The sequence below is a fragment of the Pseudomonas kulmbachensis genome (genome assembly GCF_963681935.1).
Classification (GTDB): domain Bacteria; phylum Pseudomonadota; class Gammaproteobacteria; order Pseudomonadales; family Pseudomonadaceae; genus Aquipseudomonas; species Aquipseudomonas kulmbachensis.
On record NZ_OY817088.1, the window covers coordinates 2,882,294 to 2,899,193 of the forward strand.

The window sequence follows — 16,900 nt, forward strand, 5'->3', positions numbered from 1 at the left end:
TTGACTTTTAGATCGCACTGACTAGCAACATTCTTCGCGTTTTTTGACAATATCGTGGCAAGGCCTGCACAGCGACTGCCAGTTGCTGCGATCCCAGAACAGCTTCATGTCGCCACGGTGCGGGATGATGTGGTCAACCACGCTGGCTGCTGTAACCCGGTCATCACGCTCGCAGTAGGCACACAGAGGGTGAGCACTGAGGTGCACCAGTCGCGCCTGCTGCCATGCATAGCCGTAACCACGCTGGGTCGAACTGGCCTTGTCGCTGCGCCATGACCCAGATATTGCGGTTGCTATGCGATTGGCCTGGGGTTGCAGCCGTGTGGCCAGTGTCTTGAGCCGGCTCATGCAGGATGGCGTGGCGCGCCACTCATGTAGGTCAGGGGCTCTGACTCGGGATCCTGCTCAATCCCCTCCTCGGCCAAGACTGTGATCAATTGGGTCTGCTGGGTCGCTATCCGTTGGAGGATCGCTGTCTGCTTGATCTGTTCCGCCAGTACTTGGCTGAGCAGGCCAGCCAAAGAGTTCTGCTGCGCGCTCATATGCAATTGCCTTCCACTTGTTGAGTTGTTTGCGCCGGGCGGCGCAGCCCGTGCAAGCCATCAGAGTTCATCTGCCTTGCGCTCAGCCCACCGCTTGCCCAGCTGGCGAGCCCACTCCACGCCGAGCACACCAATGAATCCGGCAGTGGCGAATGACCACGCTATGCTGAGGCCGAACTCTTTCACTGTAAGGCCAACGACCATCACGATCAGTGCACCGAGTGTTGCCTCAATGAACTGACGCCAAGGCGTGGTCTCTTTCGCGTCGTATTGGATGCGGAGCCAGGTCAGCGCGAACGTCAGGACCATGGCGAGGCCGTTTTCTCTCAGGGCGGTCATGACCAACACCCAGAATGACGGGTCTTTTTCTGGCATGTGGGGCATCTCGTGTTCCTCCCTCTTTGGGAGCTTTGAATAAAAGGTCGATCAATGAGGCGTGAAGGCTAAAAGCCACTACCATCATTGGCATGAAATACAAGGACGAAACCATGGATAGGACAAGGGTCGTAAACACGGATCAGTTTGAGGTTAAAAGCATCACAGGGAGGATCTACGAGATATTCGAACAAACCACCCAAACCAAGACCACGTGCGGGGGTGACTCAGACACGGGGTGGGTGGACGGAGCCAAGCATTACAAAGTGAGAAGCGGCGGATGCGCGAATAAACTCAGCCAAACCGGGTTTCACATACTGGCGTCAGGGGAAGACGCTACTCGTATCTGAATAGAGCTGCGAGCATATAGAGGTGGGAGATCCTCCCTTTCCGGGAGAATAATTGATTCGGCCCCGACAGCACTCCCAGCTTGAGGCGATGGGTGTGGCGGGGCCGAAAACGAAAAGCCCAGCGGGATGGCTGAGCCTGAAATTAGCGGTGTATCAATGCCGTAATGGCTTCATGCTATCGTCATTGCTCCTACAGCTATAACGAAGTGAAACCAATGGCAGCTACGCGAATTATTCAAACCGATCAGTTCCAAGTGAAAGGTTCTTCAGGAAAGGTTTATACAATCACTGAGGAAACAACACAGCATGATGGAACCACCATCTCTGACACGCATACGCAATGGAAAAACGGCTTAGCGGGCTACACCGTTCAAGGCGGTGGAGCAGCGAACAAAAGCGCAAGCGGTGAGTTCGTTATCGTGGCTACTGGCGAGTCTTGTGTCAGGATTTGATTGCTGATTTCATACTGCTATCTGAAAGCGCGGTCACGTCCACCAGATCGCGCTTTCTCTTTAAATAAGAGTACAGAGCAGCCTCGACACTTTCTGGAATTTGGATGCCCGATACAACGATGTGCGCTTCATCAAGAACAACATCGTTCTGACCATATGCCAGCACACCAATCTCAACGCTTGGGATGCCACCGCCCAGACAAGAAACCTTAAGCTCGCGGGTTACGCTTGAAACATCTACGCCATCAATCAAAAGCTTGCCTACACCATCTTTGCGGATGAATTGGACAGTTGCCATGAGTGAACTCCAGAAACGAAAAAGCCCAGCGCGATGGCTGGGCTTTGGGAATTGGTTATGTGTTGTTGCGGGCTGTTCAGTATCACCACACGCAAGATCGACATGATGGGTTCAATTTACGATCAAACCGCCACTGTGGTCAAGCAGCATCTATAAAGATTTCTTCACGGTCAAAGATCTCGGTTGCATGGATGACAGCGGCCTCTTCCAATCGCTCAAGACATTTGGCAATGCCAGTCTTCCAGCGGCGTCTCGTGGACTCAGGCTTGCCCTCAGTGTCCCAGGTGTTCATGTCGTAAAACTCAACGGGCAACACGATCATGTCCGTGGAGCGCTTGATGTATTGGTCACGTCCAACAGTCACATCAATCGTCCGGCCGGAAGCAATCATTTTGCCGATAGCAGCATGCTCAAGATCGTCGCGAAGGCTTCTGCTTATAACCTCTCGCCCTGTGCGAGCAGGCACCTGTAGCCCTTTCATCTTGGGTATGGCCCAAGCAGTGACCGCTTTGTAGACGAACAACTGCGGGGCCGGGGATGTAACGCGGCTGATAAGTCGCCCAATTGCCCCGACCTTGTTCGCCTTATGCGTCGAGTACTTCGCCACCAGCACATCCCACTGGGCTGGGGACAGCTCACGGTGCAGCAGCGCATACAGACAGCAGTCATAGTCGAACTTGTCCCGCACCGAGATACCCGCGCCCTGCCCGCCTGATTGCAGCTCGGCATCGATCAGCTTCTGCCAGCTCTGCTTGGTGGAGTTGTCGATGTTGTCTGCCGCAAGCACACGCACCAGGGTGCCCATTACGTCTTTGTACATACCCATCACTTGATCTCCAACGCTACTGACTGGGTGGACTTCAAAGCCCGCACACCACATCTGGCCAACACCATGTTCTGGCAGGCATGAATAGCGCTGCAGAACTCTTTCTGTTCCATCGGATGCTCGATGGGCAGCTTCAGGTATTCATTCCAAGCATCCCCCAGCATCTGAGCAACCCTGGCTTCTTGATCAGTCAACTCAGCAGCTGCGGTGGCCATTTTTAATCCTCGCCCTTAACAAATTGTGGTTCTGGCTCGCAGGCCCCGCCGTTCAAGGCGTCTACGAGGTTTTGCGAATCTTCATATCTAACGCCTGTCTGCGCGTGAATCACCTTAAAGCCACGTTGATCTAACCAGTTGTGCCACTTAACCAGTGCCAGGCGGCGCTGCTCTTTGGCCTGGGTGTTGATGTACGTGGAGGTGATCTTGCCCAGGGAGTGGTTGAGCAGCATCTCGCCGATGTGCCCGTCTACGCCGAGGTCAGTCCAGGCAGTGCGGGCCACCTTGCGCAAGTCGTGACTGGTCCAGGCGCCCTGCCCTAACCGGGTGAATACGGCGCTGGCTTGGTTGTCACTCAGCGGCTTTCCACGCCGCGACGGGAACAGAAACGCCCCTTCGTAGCCTTGGGCAATCTGGCGCTCGCGGTAACGGCGCAGCAGTGCGCATACCTGATCTGTCAGCGGCACGCGTAGTTCGGTTTTGGTCTTGGTGTGTTCGGCGGGCAAAAACCACTCACTCGGAGTGAATGTAATGTCAGCCCAGCGCGACTGGCGTGTCTCGCCGATCCGGGTACCGTGGCACAGCATCATCAGGGCCAGCATGACGTCACCTGGTGCGCTGTCGAAACGGGCGGCCAGGGACGCCACCAGATCGGCCAGTTGGACATCGCGCAGGCGCGCGGGCTTGGGCTGGATGCGTGCAGTGGTGAACTGACTGAATTTGAGCTCTGCCACCGGATTGACAGGGATCAGATCGAGCTTGCGCGCCTGGCGGAAGGCCATGGCCACAAGGCGGAACAGCTGCTGCACATACGACAGCGACAGTTCCTGCTGAGCGGGCCACATCAGCCGATTATCCAGGGTCTGCGCGCTGACATTGCAGATCAGCAAATCATCCAGGCGAGGTTTGAGCTGGCAACTGGTCGCGGACTTGATCGCCTTCCGGCGTTTGTCGGACAGCGCGCGCGACTTGGCCATACGCTCAGCGAACCAGTCGAGCAGTTCACCCACGGTCACCCAGCCGGACACGCTGGCCGCGCCGTCAGCAGCAACTCGCAGGCGTACCGCGGGCAAGGCTGCGATCACCTGCTTGGTGCTCAGGTCAGGAAAGGCGCCGATCCGGTGCCATTGGCGCTTGTTGAGCAGGTACCAGGAGCCGCGCGTGCGGTTCTTGGCGAAACGGAAGTGCAGCGCTGGGTGGCCAGCATCGCGCAGGTCGCGCACATGCTCAAGCTTGGCATTGCGGCCAATCTCCGCGTCCGACAGCTTCACAGTCAGGGTTTTGATGTGGGTGTTCGGTGAGCGCTTTTCCGTGGCTGACCGGCTCATTCGATAACCACCTTACGCTCAAGCTCAATCAGGATTTCCAGAAAGTGCTTGGCCTTCTCCAGATCGGCCAGCCCGCCCTTGTCACGCCACCGCGTCACGTACTTGATGACACTACCCTCGGCAAAGGGGATGCCGTTGGCATGAATGAATTCGATGGGTTGAATTTTCAGCGACTTGTAGTGCTCGCCGGACACTTGCCTTTCGAGTGCGCTCATCAGAATTTTTCCTTTTGTCGATAGTGGCTGGCCAAGCTAGTGACCTTCTCGGCTTTCGGTGGCGCGACCCAGCCCGCCGCCAGTTGTTCGAACCGACTGTACTGGCCCAGAAATGCTGTGCGCACGGTGCCGGCTTCAATGTCCCGGCCTTTGCCAATGATGATTTCTGCGATGCCTTTGGCGTCGCTTTGTTCGTGATAAACCTCGTCGCGGTACACGAACAGGATGATGTCGGCGTCTTGCTCGATAGCCCCGGATTCGCGCAGGTCAGAGCACAGCGGGCGCTTGTTGGGGCGCTCTTCGCATTTGCGCGAAAGCTGGCTGAGTAGGATCACCGGGATACCCAGCTCACGAGCCATCAGCTTGGCGCTGCGGGTCATGTGACTGACTTCTTGCTCCCGGCTGAAGGTGCGCGAATCAGAGTCCATCAGTTGCAGGTAATCGATCACGATCAAATCCAGACCGTGGCGTCGCTTATGGCGGCGGGCAGCTGAACGAATCCGATTGATCGTCATCGAGGCCCGATCAGAAATGGATAATTTGGAGTGCTTGAGCTTGCCGGCAGCGCTCATCAATTCGGGGCCGTGAGACTGCGGAGCCGTACCGTTCTTGATCAATTGCAGTGGGATACGCCCTTCGGATGCCATAAAGCGATCCATCAGGCCGGTTTTGTTCATTTCCAGACTGAACACCATCGCGCTCTTGCTCTCGCGGATAGCGACATGGGAGACGATGTTCATTGCCAGGGTGGTTTTACCCATCGCCGGGCGCCCAGCGATAATGATCAACTGCTCGGGCTTGAGCCCTTGAAGCTTGGCGTCCAGGTCAGGAATGCCGGTAGATAGGCCGTCGATGCCCTCCCCGCGATCTGCCCGGGCCTGCAAAACCTCGATGTAGTCATCAAGAATATCTTCGGCCATCACCACTTCGGACGTGGCCGACTGGCTGTCGATGGTCTGGGCCTCAGCCTGCACCGCCGCGACCTTGTCCACGGTTGGCTGGTCGCTGTGGGCAATCTCGTTGATGCGATCGCTAAGCGCGATCATGGCCCGGTCTAGGCTGCGCTCACGCACGGTGATGGCGTATGACGCAGCATTGGCGGCGCTGGGCGTGTTCCGGGTGATTTCAGCGGCGTACCAAGTGGCGTTCTTGCTGCTGGGCAGCTCACCCAGATAAACACCCACCGTTACGGCATCGGCCGGCTTGCCTTCGGCGTGCAAGGCCAGAATGCCGCGATACAGGGCTGCGTTGTCTTGGTAGTAAAAATCAGCGACAGCCAAGTCTGCACTCAGGATGTCGATCAGCTCAGGGCGAAGGAACATCGCACCCAGCACGCCGTGTTCGGCCTCAACGCTGAAGGGATCACGCATTGTAATTACCCTCCACAACCTTCACGAAGTTGCTCGGGGCGATCAGCCAGTCAAACGTGGCGCGGAATGGCTTTGCACCGTTACGAGCCTCCCCTTTCCCCATCAAGAATTCACTTTCGCCAACCAATGCGAAGAAATCAGCCCAGAAGTCCAGATCCTGATGAACATCGCTTTCGCTCCAACGGGCACCGATCTTGGTTTTCCGATCCTTGGTGAGCATTGCCACTTGCGGCAACCCTGGAAGAGTCTTGTTGAACAAGTCGACGATAGCTTGAGGGTCGCACTTCGGCTTCGAGGCTTTCGGCGAATTCTCACCTTCGCAAAGAGGTGATGGTTCACTTGATGGTTCTATTACGGTTCTGGGTGCGGCTGCTGCGGGGGTTTGTGTCGTGAGCTGCGGGGGTGGTGGTGCATCTGCTGCGGGGTGCAGTTTCTGCGGGGGTGCATATGACGCGGGGGTCAAGGTGTACATAGTCGAGCGCCCCATGCGCTCACGGACCGACAAAATACCCGCCAGGGTTAGCCACTTTATTGCCGCTTGAACTGTCCTTTCAGCCAGGCAAGTTCGCTCAGAAATACGCGCAACCGAAGGCCAGCAAAAGCCCTCGTCATTGGCATTGTCAGCAAGCGAGATCAGAACGGCCTTTTGAGGTCCGCTCATGTCCTGCAATGGCCAGCAAGCGCTCATGATGATCGTGCTCATGCAGAAGTCTCCTGCCCAGGCGCAAGCGATGCCTTCAGGTGATCAAGGCATTCTCGACTGAACTGGGTTTTCGATTCTCGGGAGTACTGAAAACGAACCAGAAGCGCGGCACTCATGGCGGCGGACTGGTGTTTTGCGCGGGGCTTGGGTGTATTTCCAGGGGTATTGCGTGATGATTCTGTGGCGCTCATAATAACTCCCGAAGTTTGTTGTAACGCTGTGAAAAAGCTCGCCCTCGCCGGCGGGCTTTTTTTTGCTTGCGATTCATCAACTGGATGAATTAACAGCTAATCCAAGGTGCTACTTCTTGCCCCCTAAGAGGCTGATAATTCGATTGCCTGCGCTGGGCGCGCAGGTGGGAAAACATCATCCAATGTGACCGCTGCACCACTGGAGTTGAGCGCATCGACAATTTTTCGACACTCGTCAAGCCCGGGCTTCCGACGCTCATTCTCGTAATGGGCGATAGCGCCTTGCGTCAACCCTACTGTTTTGGCTAGGGCAGCCTGGGTTACCCCAGCTTTTTCGCGAATAGCCTTGATGTTTGACATGGGTAATCTCCGTACTCTCGCAAGGATATTACGTTTAGTAATCTTTCATCGCAAGACGTATTACTCATTGTCCCTAGAGCAAGACTCTACAGAGCGTAATAATGTGTTCATGAAAAAATGGCACGAGCTGGCGAAGGCCAGAATGAAAGAACTCAAAATCACCCAGGAGGCTCTCTCGGTTCATATGGGGGTTACTCAGGGTGCTGTCGCGCATTGGCTAAGCGGACGGCGGGAGCCGTCCCTTGAAGTCATTGCAAAGGTTCTGCAGTTCCTCGACCTTCCTCCTATGTCAATTAATACGGATCTAGTCAGCCGCAGAGGCAAAGAAACAGAATCAAACGCAGAGTATCTGGGTGAGATGGCCGTATGGGATGAGGCTGACCCACTAGAAGATGACGACTGTGAAGTGCCTTATTATGCAGAGGTTGAGTTTGCCGGCGGCTGTGGAATGACAGAGGTTGTCGAGGTTGCAGATAGAACCCTACGCTTCAGTATTGCCACCCTGAGAGCTGCTGGTGTTGACCGAAAAAGCGCTGCAGTCGCAAGGCTTCGAGGTCGCAGCATGGAGAGATTGATTCTCGACGGCGCCGCAATAGGTTTTGATAGGTCCGACACAAACATCATCGATGGCGAAATTTACGCCTTCAACCATGAGGGCATGCTGCGCGTAAAGTATCTTTATCGCCTTCCTGGTGGAGTCGTGAGAATTCACAGCGAAAACAGTGAAGAATTTCCAGACGAGTATTTGACGGCTAAGCAATGGCAAGACGACGTCCGTATGCTGGGGAGGGTTTTTTGGTGGTCGACAGTCAGGCGATCACCAAAACAGAGATAAGCCCAGCCTTCCACGCATCCCTTCTAAAAAATCAAGCCCGCCACTGAGCGGGCTTTTTTGCGCCCACACCAAACCAAAATCTAAACATCATCAGCGAATGAAGCGACTCGGTAATTTTATTACATGTAGTATTGACTGTGAATATTACGAAGCGTAATGTTTGTCTCGTCACCGAACAACACCGGCGACACGGCAGAGATGCCAGGGGCAACCCGAACGCTCTTTAACAACCCGCAGACACACCCTGGCGCCATACGGCATTTGAGTTCAGGGAACAGCACGCAATACAGCCTGCTTCCGTGACCGATAACTCGGCACGCAAGGTTTGCTGAGCAACACCGGGCACTTTCACTGCTGCACCTGGGTAACCGGGTGCATCGGGAAAACAACCGAGTAAACATCATGGAATCGACAATCGTAGACGGTGCATGGAAGGGCCACCTCGGCCGAGGCCTTGCGCCACGGGAACTGCAATTCGTGCTGTCAGTTGCCCAGGGACTGACCGCCAAAGAGATAGCCAGAGCGTTCGACATTGCGCCGGGCACCGTGGTTAAGCGACTGGCCTGCGCCATGTACAAGCTTGGCGTGCACCGCCAGGGCGCGATGGTCGCCGAAGCGATGCGCCGACAGATCATCACCCCTCTCTGCTTGCTGCTCATCGCGGTTATGACCATGCAAGGTCTTGACGACAGCGGGATGGCTCGACGCGATCGCCGCCCAACTGAGCGACGAGGCGGCGAATTGAGAATGACACGCCGCGCTGACTCTTTTGATCTGGTCGGTTAATCCGAATCAACCAGCGCCACGACAGCCTGTCGCTAACTGCCCGGTCACCTGCGTGCCGAAGCGCAGGCTGTATCGGAGTGTGATGTGTTTGCCGCGCAATGGGTGGGCCCAGCAATGGGAAGCCGGAGCGGAGGAATATGGGAGTCGCAAGACAGTAAGCCGGGCAGCCCAGACCGGACGACAAATCACACCCCGATGCGGACGCCAACCCAGCAGACGCTGGACACCTGTATCACCCCTTCCCTACTGACGGTCAAAACGGAGGATTCCGCCATGCACAAGTAAATCGTGATGGGCACGCCCGCACAGCCTGGCTCTTACATACGGTGGCGTTTTAAGAGTGCAACACAGCCCGGTTTCGACTGGGCTTTTTCATGCCTGCAGTTATTCGTCAGCCCTCCCTTGCCGCAAGACCTGAGCGCTGACGAATACCCGCAACCCAAGTCGAGGATCGACCATGCACCCATCTTTCGCCCAACGCGTCACTGCCCTCGAAGGGTTGCGCGCACGTGCCCGCCAAGCTACGGCCGAGTTCTACCAAAAGCCCGGCGTACAACCGCCACCGCTGGCTCCGCTGATTGTTGTGCACTCTAGCGGCAACAACATATTCACCCTCGTCAATCGCGCTACTGGCGTGGTCGTAGCCGAGCGCTTCGGCCACAACAATGCCACTGCTCATGCTCGTGAGCTGGAGGCAAAAGAAGCGCAGTTCAACGTTAAGCAGTTCGGGAAATTCCTGAGCAGCTGGACTTTGCGCTTTGGCATCACGCTGACCGTGTTCGCCTTCTTCGGCAGTCACATTTGAAACGCGCCAACGCATCCGCGCAACGCCGCCTTCGCCAGCCCCAACACCACTTGCCGCCAAGCGGACTCTAAGCCAGACCGGAGTAACAGCCATGTCCAAACCTACTGATACCGCGCAGTTTCTCGAAGACCTCAATGGAGGTGCTTTCATCAGCCAAATCGGCCATGCCCTCTCAGAAGTAGCTGCAGGCGTAGTCGACCACGGCAAAGCCGGAAAGCTGGTGATCACCCTCGATATCACCCAGATCGGCGAGTCCAGCCAGGTAAAGATCAATCACAAACTGGATTACAAGGTGCCGACCAAGCGCGGCACTCGCAGCGAAAACACCAGCCTCGACACACCGATGCATGTCGGTACCGGCGGAAGCATCACGATGTTTGCTGAAAAACACGACCAGCTATTCAGCCGAGAAGAAGCCCCAATCACCCCGCGCACTTAAGCCCGCCCCCACAGGTACTTGAACCATGTCCTTAAGCCAAGAAGCAATTCAACTAATCACCGACACCGCCCTTGCAGCTGCTGGCAAGTCGCTGTCGACCTACTCGCCAACTGCCGTCCTGCCAGAAGGCACAAAAGTCATCGATCTGGAAAAGTACCAGGTAGGCCGCAGCCGCTTCCGTGGCGTGCTCTCCACTAACTCCCTGGTTGATTTCAGTACCTACGTCAAAGAACGCGCCATTGAAGGCGCCCGCGGCTTCATCGATCAGGACGAAATGACCTGCACACTGATCTTCAACCTGGGCACCAACGTTGCGCCCGGGCATGCAGATGATCGCGCTGTGCTGCGCCTCAAGCCGTCAGCAGGTTACAAGGCTGTCCAAAGTATCCCGGGGCGCGCGCTGTCGCAGAAAGACCTGAGTGATTGGATCGAAGACTGGAATGCCTCGTTGAGCGCCACTGACGAAGCCGGCCAGGCAATGAGCATTGCCAAAGCTATCGCAGCGGTACGCACGATCACCATCAAAGCCTCATCGGAAAGCGACCACGCCGTCAGCGAGACGCGCACCAGCCGTAGCGCGATGGACCAGATCGAAGCCACCAGCAAAGAGACCTTGCCGGCTGCGCTGGTGTTCTCGGTGGTGCCTTACGAGGGGTTGAGCGTGCGCAACATCACGCTGCGTGTGTCCGTCATCACCAGCGGCGCCCAGCCAATGCTTAAGCTGCGCTGGGTCGGCGAAGAAGTTCAGCGTGAGGAAATCGCACAGGAGTTCAAGGCAGTGCTTCAAGAGAAGATCGGCACCAGTGCGGCACTATCTCTTGGTGCGTTCGATCCGAAGTAGCCTTTGCGAGTGATCCTGCTGATGATTCAGCAGGATCTTGATGGTCTGCCCTGCCTAAGTCAGTTGTGAGGCTTACGCGCCCAGGCAGCTGTGCACATCGTTCGCAACCGGTCGATTACCACTGGATCGCATGGATCTTCAACTTCGATAAATAACATGCGCTGTACGCTTATCGACTCGGGTTCAATTCGTGTAGCTAATACGTTGATCTGCCGGGACCGCCATATTTCTACGCCTACACGCTGGCCAGGTAGGACTGCGATTACGTCGTCATAAAGCTTCAACTCAACGCCAGGTAGCTGGTCTTCAGTTACCACAGTTCCATATCTACTCCCTTAGTCCGGCACCATGCCGGTCACCCGTAATACCCGATATCAAGCCAGTCGGAGAGGCAGGTGCTGATTTTCTCGCCCAAGCATTCTAGTCAGAGGGCCACCACCACTTCAGTCTTCTTCGAGCGTCGGCCTGCATCTCCAGAAGGTTGATTGTTGCATTTGTTATTCGCCTGATGTTTGCATCAAAAAACTCGATCTCATGGGAGTAATCATTGTCCTCGTTATCCGCCCAAGAAGACGTGAGGCTCTTGATGTCAACGAGTGCATTCTTCACTTCCATGACCGCGGCTGAAATCTGACTATCCACTAACGGGCCTGCTCGGGCCTCATCAACGTAGCTCGATGCCTGATCAATAACTCGCATAAATCGAGGAATCATGCTTCTTGCAATTGAGTTGCACGTAAAAAACTCAAATGTGTTTTTGGCTACTTTCAGAGCAAACTCGCTAGCCTGAATGGATCGTTCTATAGCCTCAATGCGAGCCTTTTTATCTAGTACGGACTTATAGCGCCTTTCGCTCCCGGCTAGTCGAATTGCAACGGCAATTGCAATTATCGATCCAAATGCCTGCACCCACGATGCCAGGCCAGGGTGAGACTCTACCCAGCTTAAAAAGCCTTCCCATGCCGTAACAAAATCCATAACCCACTCCCCTGTAGATCCCGGAACTATACCGGCGAGGATCCCCTATGTCCGCACAACAGAAGAAACACCCCTTCGATTTCAAAACCCAGTACGGCCTTGGCTTCAACCAACAGGACGATGAGATCATCGTGGACTTCTTCTGCGGCGGTGGCGGCGCCGGTACCGGGCTGGAAATGGGCCTTGGCCGTTCTGTAACGGTCGCCAAAAACCACAGCCCCGCCGCGATCAGCATGCACACGGTTAACCACCCGCACGCGAAGCACTTCACCACCGATGTGTTTCAGGGCGACCCTGACACTGAATGCGGTGGCCGAGCCGTGGGATGGTTCCATATGTCGCCGGACTGCACTCACCACAGCCAGGCCGCTGGTGGACAGCCCCGTAAGCGTGAGATTCGCAACCTGTCGTGGATCGGCTTGAAGTGGGCTGGCATGAAACAACCCCGGGTGATCAGCTTGGAGAACGTGAAGCAAATCCTGCAATGGGGACCGCTGGTGGCCAAGCGCTGCAAATCAACCGGGCGCGTCACCAAACTGGGTGGCGTGATTGCTGAGCCAGGTGAGGTGGTGCCCGTCAGCGAGCAGTTTCTGGTACCCGACCCCAAACGCCGAGGTCAAACCTGGGCGGTGTTTGTCGCCGAGTTGCAGCGCCTGGGCTATAACGTTGAATGGCGCGTAATCAAGGCTTGCGACTTTGGGGCCCCAACCAGCCGGGAGCGCCTGTTTATGATTGCCCGTTGTGATGATCAGCCCATCGTGTGGCCTGAGCCAACCCACGCCAAGAACCCAGCCAAAGGTCAGCAGAAGTGGCGCACCGCAGCCGAGTGCATCGATTGGAAAATCCCGAGCAAAAGCATCTTTGGCCGTAAAAAGGATCTGGCCCCGGCCACCCTGCGGCGCGTAGCCAAAGGTATGCGCAAATTCGTGCTAGATGCCGCAAACCCTTTTATCGTGCCGATCGCTAACTGGTCCGGGGAAAGCGTGCAGTCTGCAGACGAGCCCTTGCGCACAGTGACCTCCTACCCCAAAGGCGGCGCTTTCTCGATAGTCAGTCCCGTACTGGTTGGCGCGGGCGGCCCGATTTATGCAGGCCAACCGACAGCTGTAGATAAGCCGATTGGGACGCTGATGACTCGCAGCCACCGTGCGTTCGCATCGGCTTGCATCGTGCAGGCCGGGCACGGAGAAGGGTCTGGCAAAAGCAAACGCCGTAGTCACGGAGTGAACGACATCTGCGGGCCGCTCGGCACGGTTACCGCCAGTGGTGGCGGTCAGTCCATAGCTACTGTGTTCATGGCCCAAATGAATGGCGGTTTCAATACGACTGCCGCGAAGAGCATCGAAGACCCCATGACCACTGTGACCAACACCGGAAGCCAGCAGCAACTGGTCACCGCCAATCTGGTGCACTTGCGTGGCAACTGCGATGCACGGGACTTAAACGACCCACTGCACACCATCAGCGCAGGCGGTACTCACCACGGGCTGATGACGGCATTCCTTGAGCGTCAGTTCGGCGCCAGTGTCGGCCAGGGCCTGAACGAACCGGCACCCACCATCACAGCGGGCGGCGGCGGCAAAAGTTCGCTGGTCGAGTTGAAGCTCTCGCCGGAGGTTGAAGCAGGGGCGCTGCGGGTCGCAGCCTTTCTGATCAGCTACTACGGCACCGAGAATGTGAGTGACGCCAACGAGCCCGCACCAACCATCACCACCCGTGATCGGCTGGCACTGGTCACCGTGACCATCAAGGGCACGCCGTATGTGATCGTCGATATCTGCCTGCGGATGCTACAGCCGGCAGAGCTGTACAAGGCCCAAGGCTTCCCGCCCGACTACATCATTAGCCGCGGCGCCGACGGTAAGCCCTTCACCAAAACCCAGCAAGTGCACATGTGCGGGAACAGCGTCAGCCCGCCGCCGATGGCTGCACTGGCAAGAGCCAACGACCCTTGGCGCGCAAGTAATTACGACGCAGAAGCTGCGTAGCCAGCTTCACCCCTCACCGGGGATCTACGCGAGACCGCGAACAATTACTTTGAATTGCTCAGCTAGGCCAGCCACAGCAAGAGAGACCTGGGTGCATTGGTACGTGTCGTGCTCATGCGCGTACATGCAGTCAACGGAAAGTTAACAAAAACCTATCAAAAGCATTAGCTCCGGGATGGAGTTCAAGAAACTCTGCCAGCACGCATAAATGACCTCGTCCAAAAAGACGCTATGACTACAACGATAAGCCCCCAAACAATCGGTGCAAAATCCTCGCCCTCAAGCATTACGCCAATGAATCTGGATCCTCTATCGGCGAAGCCAACAAATAAGGAAAAGCAAAGAACTACCAACAACAAGTAACCGGTAACTCCTAAGGTTTTTTCAATTAGATGCTTCTGGGCCGCGTTCATTATTTTATTCCTGAATGAATTGCGCACACAAATACCCCAATCAGGCCAATTGCGCTACCCACTGGTTCGAGTGAGCGGGAACAGAGTGAATCCTCGACAGCTGAACCAGCACTGGCACATGACCCGTTAGGCGTAATAGTGCGCCAAGAAGAAGCAGTATGACCAACCTCGTAACTGCCGTACGCGAGCAAGCCGGAGCCCTGTCAGCCGTCTAAAAAATCGCCATGGAGCCAGCATGACCACCCTACGCCGAACAGTTCGGATACGCAGCGCCCCCATGGGCCAGCTCGATCTGCAAACGATCTGTGACAAATGCAACAAGTCACGCGCCCACGGAAACCACACCAAATGCAGCAAGTTGCGCCAGGCCGAAGCGGTTGAGCGGCGTGCGCAGGAGAAAGCATGAGAAATATTAAGACGCGTGAAGGTTACGACCTGTGGGACAAAGTTCACGAGCTACCGCGCTTCAACTTCTGGCGCGGCGGAGAGGATGAGAAAGGTTGCGTTATCCGCGTGCCGGAAAAGCATGGCAACTGGATCAACTTTAACGACCTGACAACCTTGGCCGACCAGTATCAGGACGAAATAAACAGCCTCCGCGAGCGACTTGCACGCCTCGAACCGAAAGCGCACCCGTAACTCCCCTCCCCCTTCAAGGTCATGTTGCCGATTCAGCGCGATGCCAGCACGGTCATCGTCCGCTGCACTGACTTCAAGCGGCAGCTTTAACCACAAACATTACAACTCAAAACACATAGCTGCGCTCATCAGGCGGCAGGAGAAAGGTATGGACGGAATTCAGTTCCTGTCGCATGAAGATGTCTGCACCCTGACAGGCGCAAAGACAAAAGCGGGCCAAGTAATGGTGCTAAAGCGCAACGGTATACGGCACACAATAAAACGCAACGGCTGGCCCTGTGTAATAACTTCAGCGCTGATGAGCGAACCGACAAGCACAATCGAAAAGCAGGTTTGGCAACCGCGTAAGGCCGGATAAATGGGACGTAAGCCGATCAAGCCTGACAGCGTTACACGCCTCAGGAAGCGCACTCAGCGTAGCGGGAATATCTTTTACTACTATGACCTTGGAGGAAAGCCACGCAAAGAGATCGCCCTGGGCAGCGACTACGGCATGGCCATCATCGAATACGCCAAACTCGAAAAAAGCAGGACGTCATCGGCATTGGTTCAAACCGTTCTGACTTTTGCTTATGTCGCTGAAATCTACATGAAAGAGGTGGTACCGACCAAAGCACCCGCTACACAAAAGGATAATGCCCGCGAGCTGAAGCAGCTTCTGTCCTTCTTCAATGATCCCCCTGCGCCGCTCGAGGGCATCGAGCCGCAACATGTGCGCCAATACCTGCGGTACAGGGCCAAGACCGCCCCGGTGCGGGCCAACAGGGAAAAGGCTTTGCTCAGTTCGATCTGGAACTTTGCCCGCCAGGCTGGCTATACCTCTCTGGCCAACCCCTGCTCAGGTGTTAAGGGAAACAAGGAAACTGGGCGGGATACCTACATTGAGGACGATGTAATGGCCAAGGTGTATGCCCACGCAGATCAGCCGCTCAAAGACGCCCTGGACCTTTTCTATCTCACGGGGCAACGCATCGCCGATACGCTGAAAATGGATGAGCGGGACATACGGGATGACAAGCTGTCCGTCCAACAAGGCAAGACCAAAGCAAAGCGCCGAATTGAAGTCATCGGCGAACTTAAAGTTGTTATTGATCGGATTATGAAGAGGAAGGAAGGTTACAGGATCCGCTCAACTCGATTGATAGTGATGGATAACGGTCAGCCGATGACAAGTAGCATGTTGCGGGGAAGGTTTGACGCTGCTCGTAAAGCAGCAGGTGTTGAGAAAGAGGACTTTCAGATGCGCGACCTGCGCGCCAAGGCGGGTACCGACAAGGCCGAGTCGAGTGGCGACATTCTCCAGGCACGCGACCAGCTGGGGCATACAACGGTCGTGATGACCGAGAACTACATCCGTCAAAGGGTCGGCAAAAAGGTAACCCCAACCAAGTGATTTTTGACGGAAATTCTGCACCGCAACATTTTTTGACCCCGCAGAAACAAAGGCTCTCAGGGCAGGTAGTACCGTCTCGCTGCGAAGCAGATACAGATCTAACCTACTGTTTTTAAACAATAAATCCTTGGACTTAAAATCCCCCGCTCGTAAGGGCGTGCCGGTTCGATTCCGGCTTCGGGCACCAAACAAATCAAGGGCTTGCATGAGATTCTTCGTGCAGGCCCTTTGTTTTTTGTTCCGTAATTCTGAAAGCTGTTCCGCAATTCTTGATTTTCGCCCCTCCCCCTGGCGTCCTGCCAAAGTACAAAATCCCAAGCTCATACCACTGCCAAACACCTCGCGCCCGACATTCGCAGCTGCATGCCGTACCTTGAGTTCACCTATGGTTTTTACTCATGCTGAATTGATTGCAACATCACGGGAACCGCACACCATCCCTCTCACCAGCCCGGAATCGGTCGTCGCACAACTCAGGAGTAAAGCGATAACTTTGGCTAGCGTAACGGGCAGGTCGTGCCAAACGCGTAACCTGGACACTCCACTTATGCTTCAGCG

At 55.7% G+C, this 16,900-nt stretch carries 22 protein-coding genes; 10 read left to right on the forward strand and 12 right to left on the reverse strand.

Annotation, left to right across the window (positions count from 1 at the left end):
- Positions 1-21 precede the first annotated feature (21 nt).
- Genes U5A05_RS13105 through U5A05_RS13115 form a run of 3 tightly spaced genes read right to left on the reverse strand, consistent with a single transcriptional unit; the run spans position 22 to position 917 of the window.
- Positions 22-348, reverse strand: a complete 327-nt coding sequence (locus U5A05_RS13105; protein ID WP_321833236.1) for an HNH endonuclease — start codon at positions 346-348, stop codon at positions 22-24.
- Positions 345-542 (reverse strand): hypothetical protein, encoded by a 198-nt coding sequence (locus U5A05_RS13110; RefSeq protein ID WP_321833238.1) that lies wholly within the window; start codon positions 540-542, stop codon positions 345-347. Before U5A05_RS13110 ends, U5A05_RS13105 begins: the two co-directional genes overlap by 4 nt.
- A 60-nt stretch (positions 543-602) precedes the next feature.
- Entirely contained in the window at positions 603-917 is a 315-nt protein-coding gene (locus U5A05_RS13115; protein WP_321833240.1) for a phage holin family protein, read from the reverse strand.
- A gap of 565 nt (positions 918-1,482) precedes the next feature.
- On the opposite strand from U5A05_RS13115, the gene U5A05_RS13120 reads away from it, so the two are divergent.
- Positions 1,483-1,719, forward strand: coding sequence for a hypothetical protein (locus U5A05_RS13120; RefSeq protein WP_321833242.1), 237 nt, complete (start codon positions 1,483-1,485; stop codon positions 1,717-1,719).
- Here U5A05_RS13120 and U5A05_RS13125 read toward each other — a convergent pair.
- From U5A05_RS13125 to U5A05_RS13160, 8 genes are all read right to left on the reverse strand, one after another.
- Positions 1,709-2,017, reverse strand: coding sequence for a hypothetical protein (locus U5A05_RS13125; RefSeq protein WP_321833244.1), 309 nt, complete (start codon positions 2,015-2,017; stop codon positions 1,709-1,711). The genes U5A05_RS13120 and U5A05_RS13125 overlap by 11 nt on opposite strands.
- 139 nt (positions 2,018-2,156) lie before the next feature.
- Positions 2,157-2,843 (reverse strand): hypothetical protein, encoded by a 687-nt coding sequence (locus U5A05_RS13130; RefSeq protein ID WP_321833245.1) that lies wholly within the window; start codon positions 2,841-2,843, stop codon positions 2,157-2,159.
- A complete protein-coding gene (locus U5A05_RS13135; RefSeq protein ID WP_321833246.1) occupies positions 2,843-3,058 on the reverse strand; it encodes a hypothetical protein in 216 nt (71 codons plus the stop codon). The genes U5A05_RS13130 and U5A05_RS13135 overlap by 1 nt, the downstream gene beginning before the upstream one ends.
- Positions 3,059-3,060: 2 nt before the next feature.
- Positions 3,061-4,386: a tyrosine-type recombinase/integrase gene (locus U5A05_RS13140; protein WP_321833248.1), complete on the reverse strand. Its 1,326-nt coding sequence runs from the start codon at positions 4,384-4,386 to the stop codon at positions 3,061-3,063.
- Positions 4,383-4,601 carry a DUF3310 domain-containing protein gene (locus U5A05_RS13145; RefSeq protein ID WP_046810649.1) on the reverse strand — a complete coding sequence of 73 codons (219 nt, stop codon included), beginning with the start codon at positions 4,599-4,601 and terminating at the stop codon, positions 4,383-4,385. The genes U5A05_RS13140 and U5A05_RS13145 overlap by 4 nt, the downstream gene beginning before the upstream one ends.
- Positions 4,601-5,971: a replicative DNA helicase gene (dnaB, locus tag U5A05_RS13150; protein WP_321833250.1), complete on the reverse strand. Its 1,371-nt coding sequence runs from the start codon at positions 5,969-5,971 to the stop codon at positions 4,601-4,603. Before dnaB ends, U5A05_RS13145 begins: the two co-directional genes overlap by 1 nt.
- Positions 5,964-6,674 carry a helix-turn-helix domain-containing protein gene (locus U5A05_RS13155; protein WP_321833251.1) on the reverse strand — a complete coding sequence of 237 codons (711 nt, stop codon included), beginning with the start codon at positions 6,672-6,674 and terminating at the stop codon, positions 5,964-5,966. The genes dnaB and U5A05_RS13155 overlap by 8 nt, the downstream gene beginning before the upstream one ends.
- A gap of 314 nt (positions 6,675-6,988) precedes the next feature.
- Complete coding sequence (locus tag U5A05_RS13160; RefSeq protein ID WP_153433738.1) at positions 6,989-7,225, reverse strand: helix-turn-helix transcriptional regulator; 237 nt, start codon at positions 7,223-7,225, stop codon at positions 6,989-6,991.
- Positions 7,226-7,334: 109 nt separating this feature from the next.
- On the opposite strand from U5A05_RS13160, the gene U5A05_RS13165 reads away from it, so the two are divergent.
- The 5 genes from U5A05_RS13165 (at position 7,335) to U5A05_RS13185 (ending at position 10,931) form a co-directional block, all read left to right on the forward strand.
- Positions 7,335-8,060 (forward strand): LexA family transcriptional regulator, encoded by a 726-nt coding sequence (locus U5A05_RS13165; RefSeq protein WP_321833254.1) that lies wholly within the window; start codon positions 7,335-7,337, stop codon positions 8,058-8,060.
- Between the two features lie 402 nt (positions 8,061-8,462).
- A complete protein-coding gene (locus tag U5A05_RS13170) occupies positions 8,463-8,846 on the forward strand; it encodes a LuxR C-terminal-related transcriptional regulator (protein WP_321833256.1) in 384 nt (127 codons plus the stop codon).
- 457 nt (positions 8,847-9,303) lie between these two features.
- A complete protein-coding gene (locus U5A05_RS13175; RefSeq protein ID WP_321833258.1) occupies positions 9,304-9,651 on the forward strand; it encodes a hypothetical protein in 348 nt (115 codons plus the stop codon).
- A 91-nt stretch (positions 9,652-9,742) separates the two neighbouring features.
- The gene (locus tag U5A05_RS13180) at positions 9,743-10,090 is read left to right on the forward strand and encodes a hypothetical protein (RefSeq protein ID WP_235572703.1); all 348 of its coding nucleotides are present in this window, start codon (positions 9,743-9,745) and stop codon (positions 10,088-10,090) included.
- 25 nt (positions 10,091-10,115) lie between these two features.
- Positions 10,116-10,931 carry a YfdQ family protein gene (locus U5A05_RS13185; RefSeq protein WP_321833259.1) on the forward strand — a complete coding sequence of 272 codons (816 nt, stop codon included), beginning with the start codon at positions 10,116-10,118 and terminating at the stop codon, positions 10,929-10,931.
- Between the two features lie 420 nt (positions 10,932-11,351).
- Here the strand turns inward: U5A05_RS13185 and U5A05_RS13190 are convergent, their stop codons facing one another.
- The gene (locus U5A05_RS13190) at positions 11,352-11,909 is read right to left on the reverse strand and encodes a hypothetical protein (protein WP_321833260.1); all 558 of its coding nucleotides are present in this window, start codon (positions 11,907-11,909) and stop codon (positions 11,352-11,354) included.
- 47 nt (positions 11,910-11,956) lie between these two features.
- Here U5A05_RS13190 and U5A05_RS13195 point away from each other — a divergent pair, with 47 nt between their 5' ends.
- From U5A05_RS13195 to U5A05_RS13215, 4 genes are all read left to right on the forward strand, one after another.
- Positions 11,957-13,897, forward strand: coding sequence for a DNA cytosine methyltransferase (locus U5A05_RS13195; RefSeq protein ID WP_321833262.1), 1,941 nt, complete (start codon positions 11,957-11,959; stop codon positions 13,895-13,897).
- A gap of 815 nt (positions 13,898-14,712) precedes the next feature.
- Positions 14,713-14,949: a hypothetical protein gene (locus tag U5A05_RS13205; RefSeq protein ID WP_321833264.1), complete on the forward strand. Its 237-nt coding sequence runs from the start codon at positions 14,713-14,715 to the stop codon at positions 14,947-14,949.
- 223 nt (positions 14,950-15,172) lie between these two features.
- On the forward strand, positions 15,173-15,307 hold the full coding sequence (locus U5A05_RS24265; RefSeq protein WP_425262910.1) for a hypothetical protein: 135 nt from the start codon (positions 15,173-15,175) through the stop codon (positions 15,305-15,307).
- A complete protein-coding gene (locus U5A05_RS13215) occupies positions 15,308-16,342 on the forward strand; it encodes a site-specific integrase (protein WP_321833267.1) in 1,035 nt (344 codons plus the stop codon).
- Positions 16,343-16,900 lie beyond the last annotated feature (558 nt).

Bases quoted from the DNA above. Each gene is read 5' to 3' on its own strand.
- U5A05_RS13105 (WP_321833236.1), bottom strand. From the start codon at position 348: ATGAGCCGGCTCAAGACACTGGCCACACGGCTGCAACCCCAGGCCAAT.
- U5A05_RS13110 (WP_321833238.1), bottom strand. From the start codon at position 542: ATGAGCGCGCAGCAGAACTCTTTGGCTGGCCTGCTCAGCCAAGTACTG.
- U5A05_RS13115 (WP_321833240.1), bottom strand. From the start codon at position 917: ATGCCAGAAAAAGACCCGTCATTCTGGGTGTTGGTCATGACCGCCCTG.
- U5A05_RS13120 (WP_321833242.1), top strand. From the start codon at position 1,483: ATGGCAGCTACGCGAATTATTCAAACCGATCAGTTCCAAGTGAAAGGT.
- U5A05_RS13125 (WP_321833244.1), bottom strand. From the start codon at position 2,017: ATGGCAACTGTCCAATTCATCCGCAAAGATGGTGTAGGCAAGCTTTTG.
- U5A05_RS13130 (WP_321833245.1), bottom strand. From the start codon at position 2,843: ATGGGTATGTACAAAGACGTAATGGGCACCCTGGTGCGTGTGCTTGCG.
- U5A05_RS13135 (WP_321833246.1), bottom strand. From the start codon at position 3,058: ATGGCCACCGCAGCTGCTGAGTTGACTGATCAAGAAGCCAGGGTTGCT.
- U5A05_RS13140 (WP_321833248.1), bottom strand. From the start codon at position 4,386: ATGAGCCGGTCAGCCACGGAAAAGCGCTCACCGAACACCCACATCAAA.
- U5A05_RS13145 (WP_046810649.1), bottom strand. From the start codon at position 4,601: ATGAGCGCACTCGAAAGGCAAGTGTCCGGCGAGCACTACAAGTCGCTG.
- dnaB (WP_321833250.1), bottom strand. From the start codon at position 5,971: ATGCGTGATCCCTTCAGCGTTGAGGCCGAACACGGCGTGCTGGGTGCG.
- U5A05_RS13155 (WP_321833251.1), bottom strand. From the start codon at position 6,674: ATGAGCACGATCATCATGAGCGCTTGCTGGCCATTGCAGGACATGAGC.
- U5A05_RS13160 (WP_153433738.1), bottom strand. From the start codon at position 7,225: ATGTCAAACATCAAGGCTATTCGCGAAAAAGCTGGGGTAACCCAGGCT.
- U5A05_RS13165 (WP_321833254.1), top strand. From the start codon at position 7,335: ATGAAAAAATGGCACGAGCTGGCGAAGGCCAGAATGAAAGAACTCAAA.
- U5A05_RS13170 (WP_321833256.1), top strand. From the start codon at position 8,463: ATGGAATCGACAATCGTAGACGGTGCATGGAAGGGCCACCTCGGCCGA.
- U5A05_RS13175 (WP_321833258.1), top strand. From the start codon at position 9,304: ATGCACCCATCTTTCGCCCAACGCGTCACTGCCCTCGAAGGGTTGCGC.
- U5A05_RS13180 (WP_235572703.1), top strand. From the start codon at position 9,743: ATGTCCAAACCTACTGATACCGCGCAGTTTCTCGAAGACCTCAATGGA.
- U5A05_RS13185 (WP_321833259.1), top strand. From the start codon at position 10,116: ATGTCCTTAAGCCAAGAAGCAATTCAACTAATCACCGACACCGCCCTT.
- U5A05_RS13190 (WP_321833260.1), bottom strand. From the start codon at position 11,909: ATGGATTTTGTTACGGCATGGGAAGGCTTTTTAAGCTGGGTAGAGTCT.
- U5A05_RS13195 (WP_321833262.1), top strand. From the start codon at position 11,957: ATGTCCGCACAACAGAAGAAACACCCCTTCGATTTCAAAACCCAGTAC.
- U5A05_RS13205 (WP_321833264.1), top strand. From the start codon at position 14,713: ATGAGAAATATTAAGACGCGTGAAGGTTACGACCTGTGGGACAAAGTT.
- U5A05_RS24265 (WP_425262910.1), top strand. From the start codon at position 15,173: ATGGTGCTAAAGCGCAACGGTATACGGCACACAATAAAACGCAACGGC.
- U5A05_RS13215 (WP_321833267.1), top strand. From the start codon at position 15,308: ATGGGACGTAAGCCGATCAAGCCTGACAGCGTTACACGCCTCAGGAAG.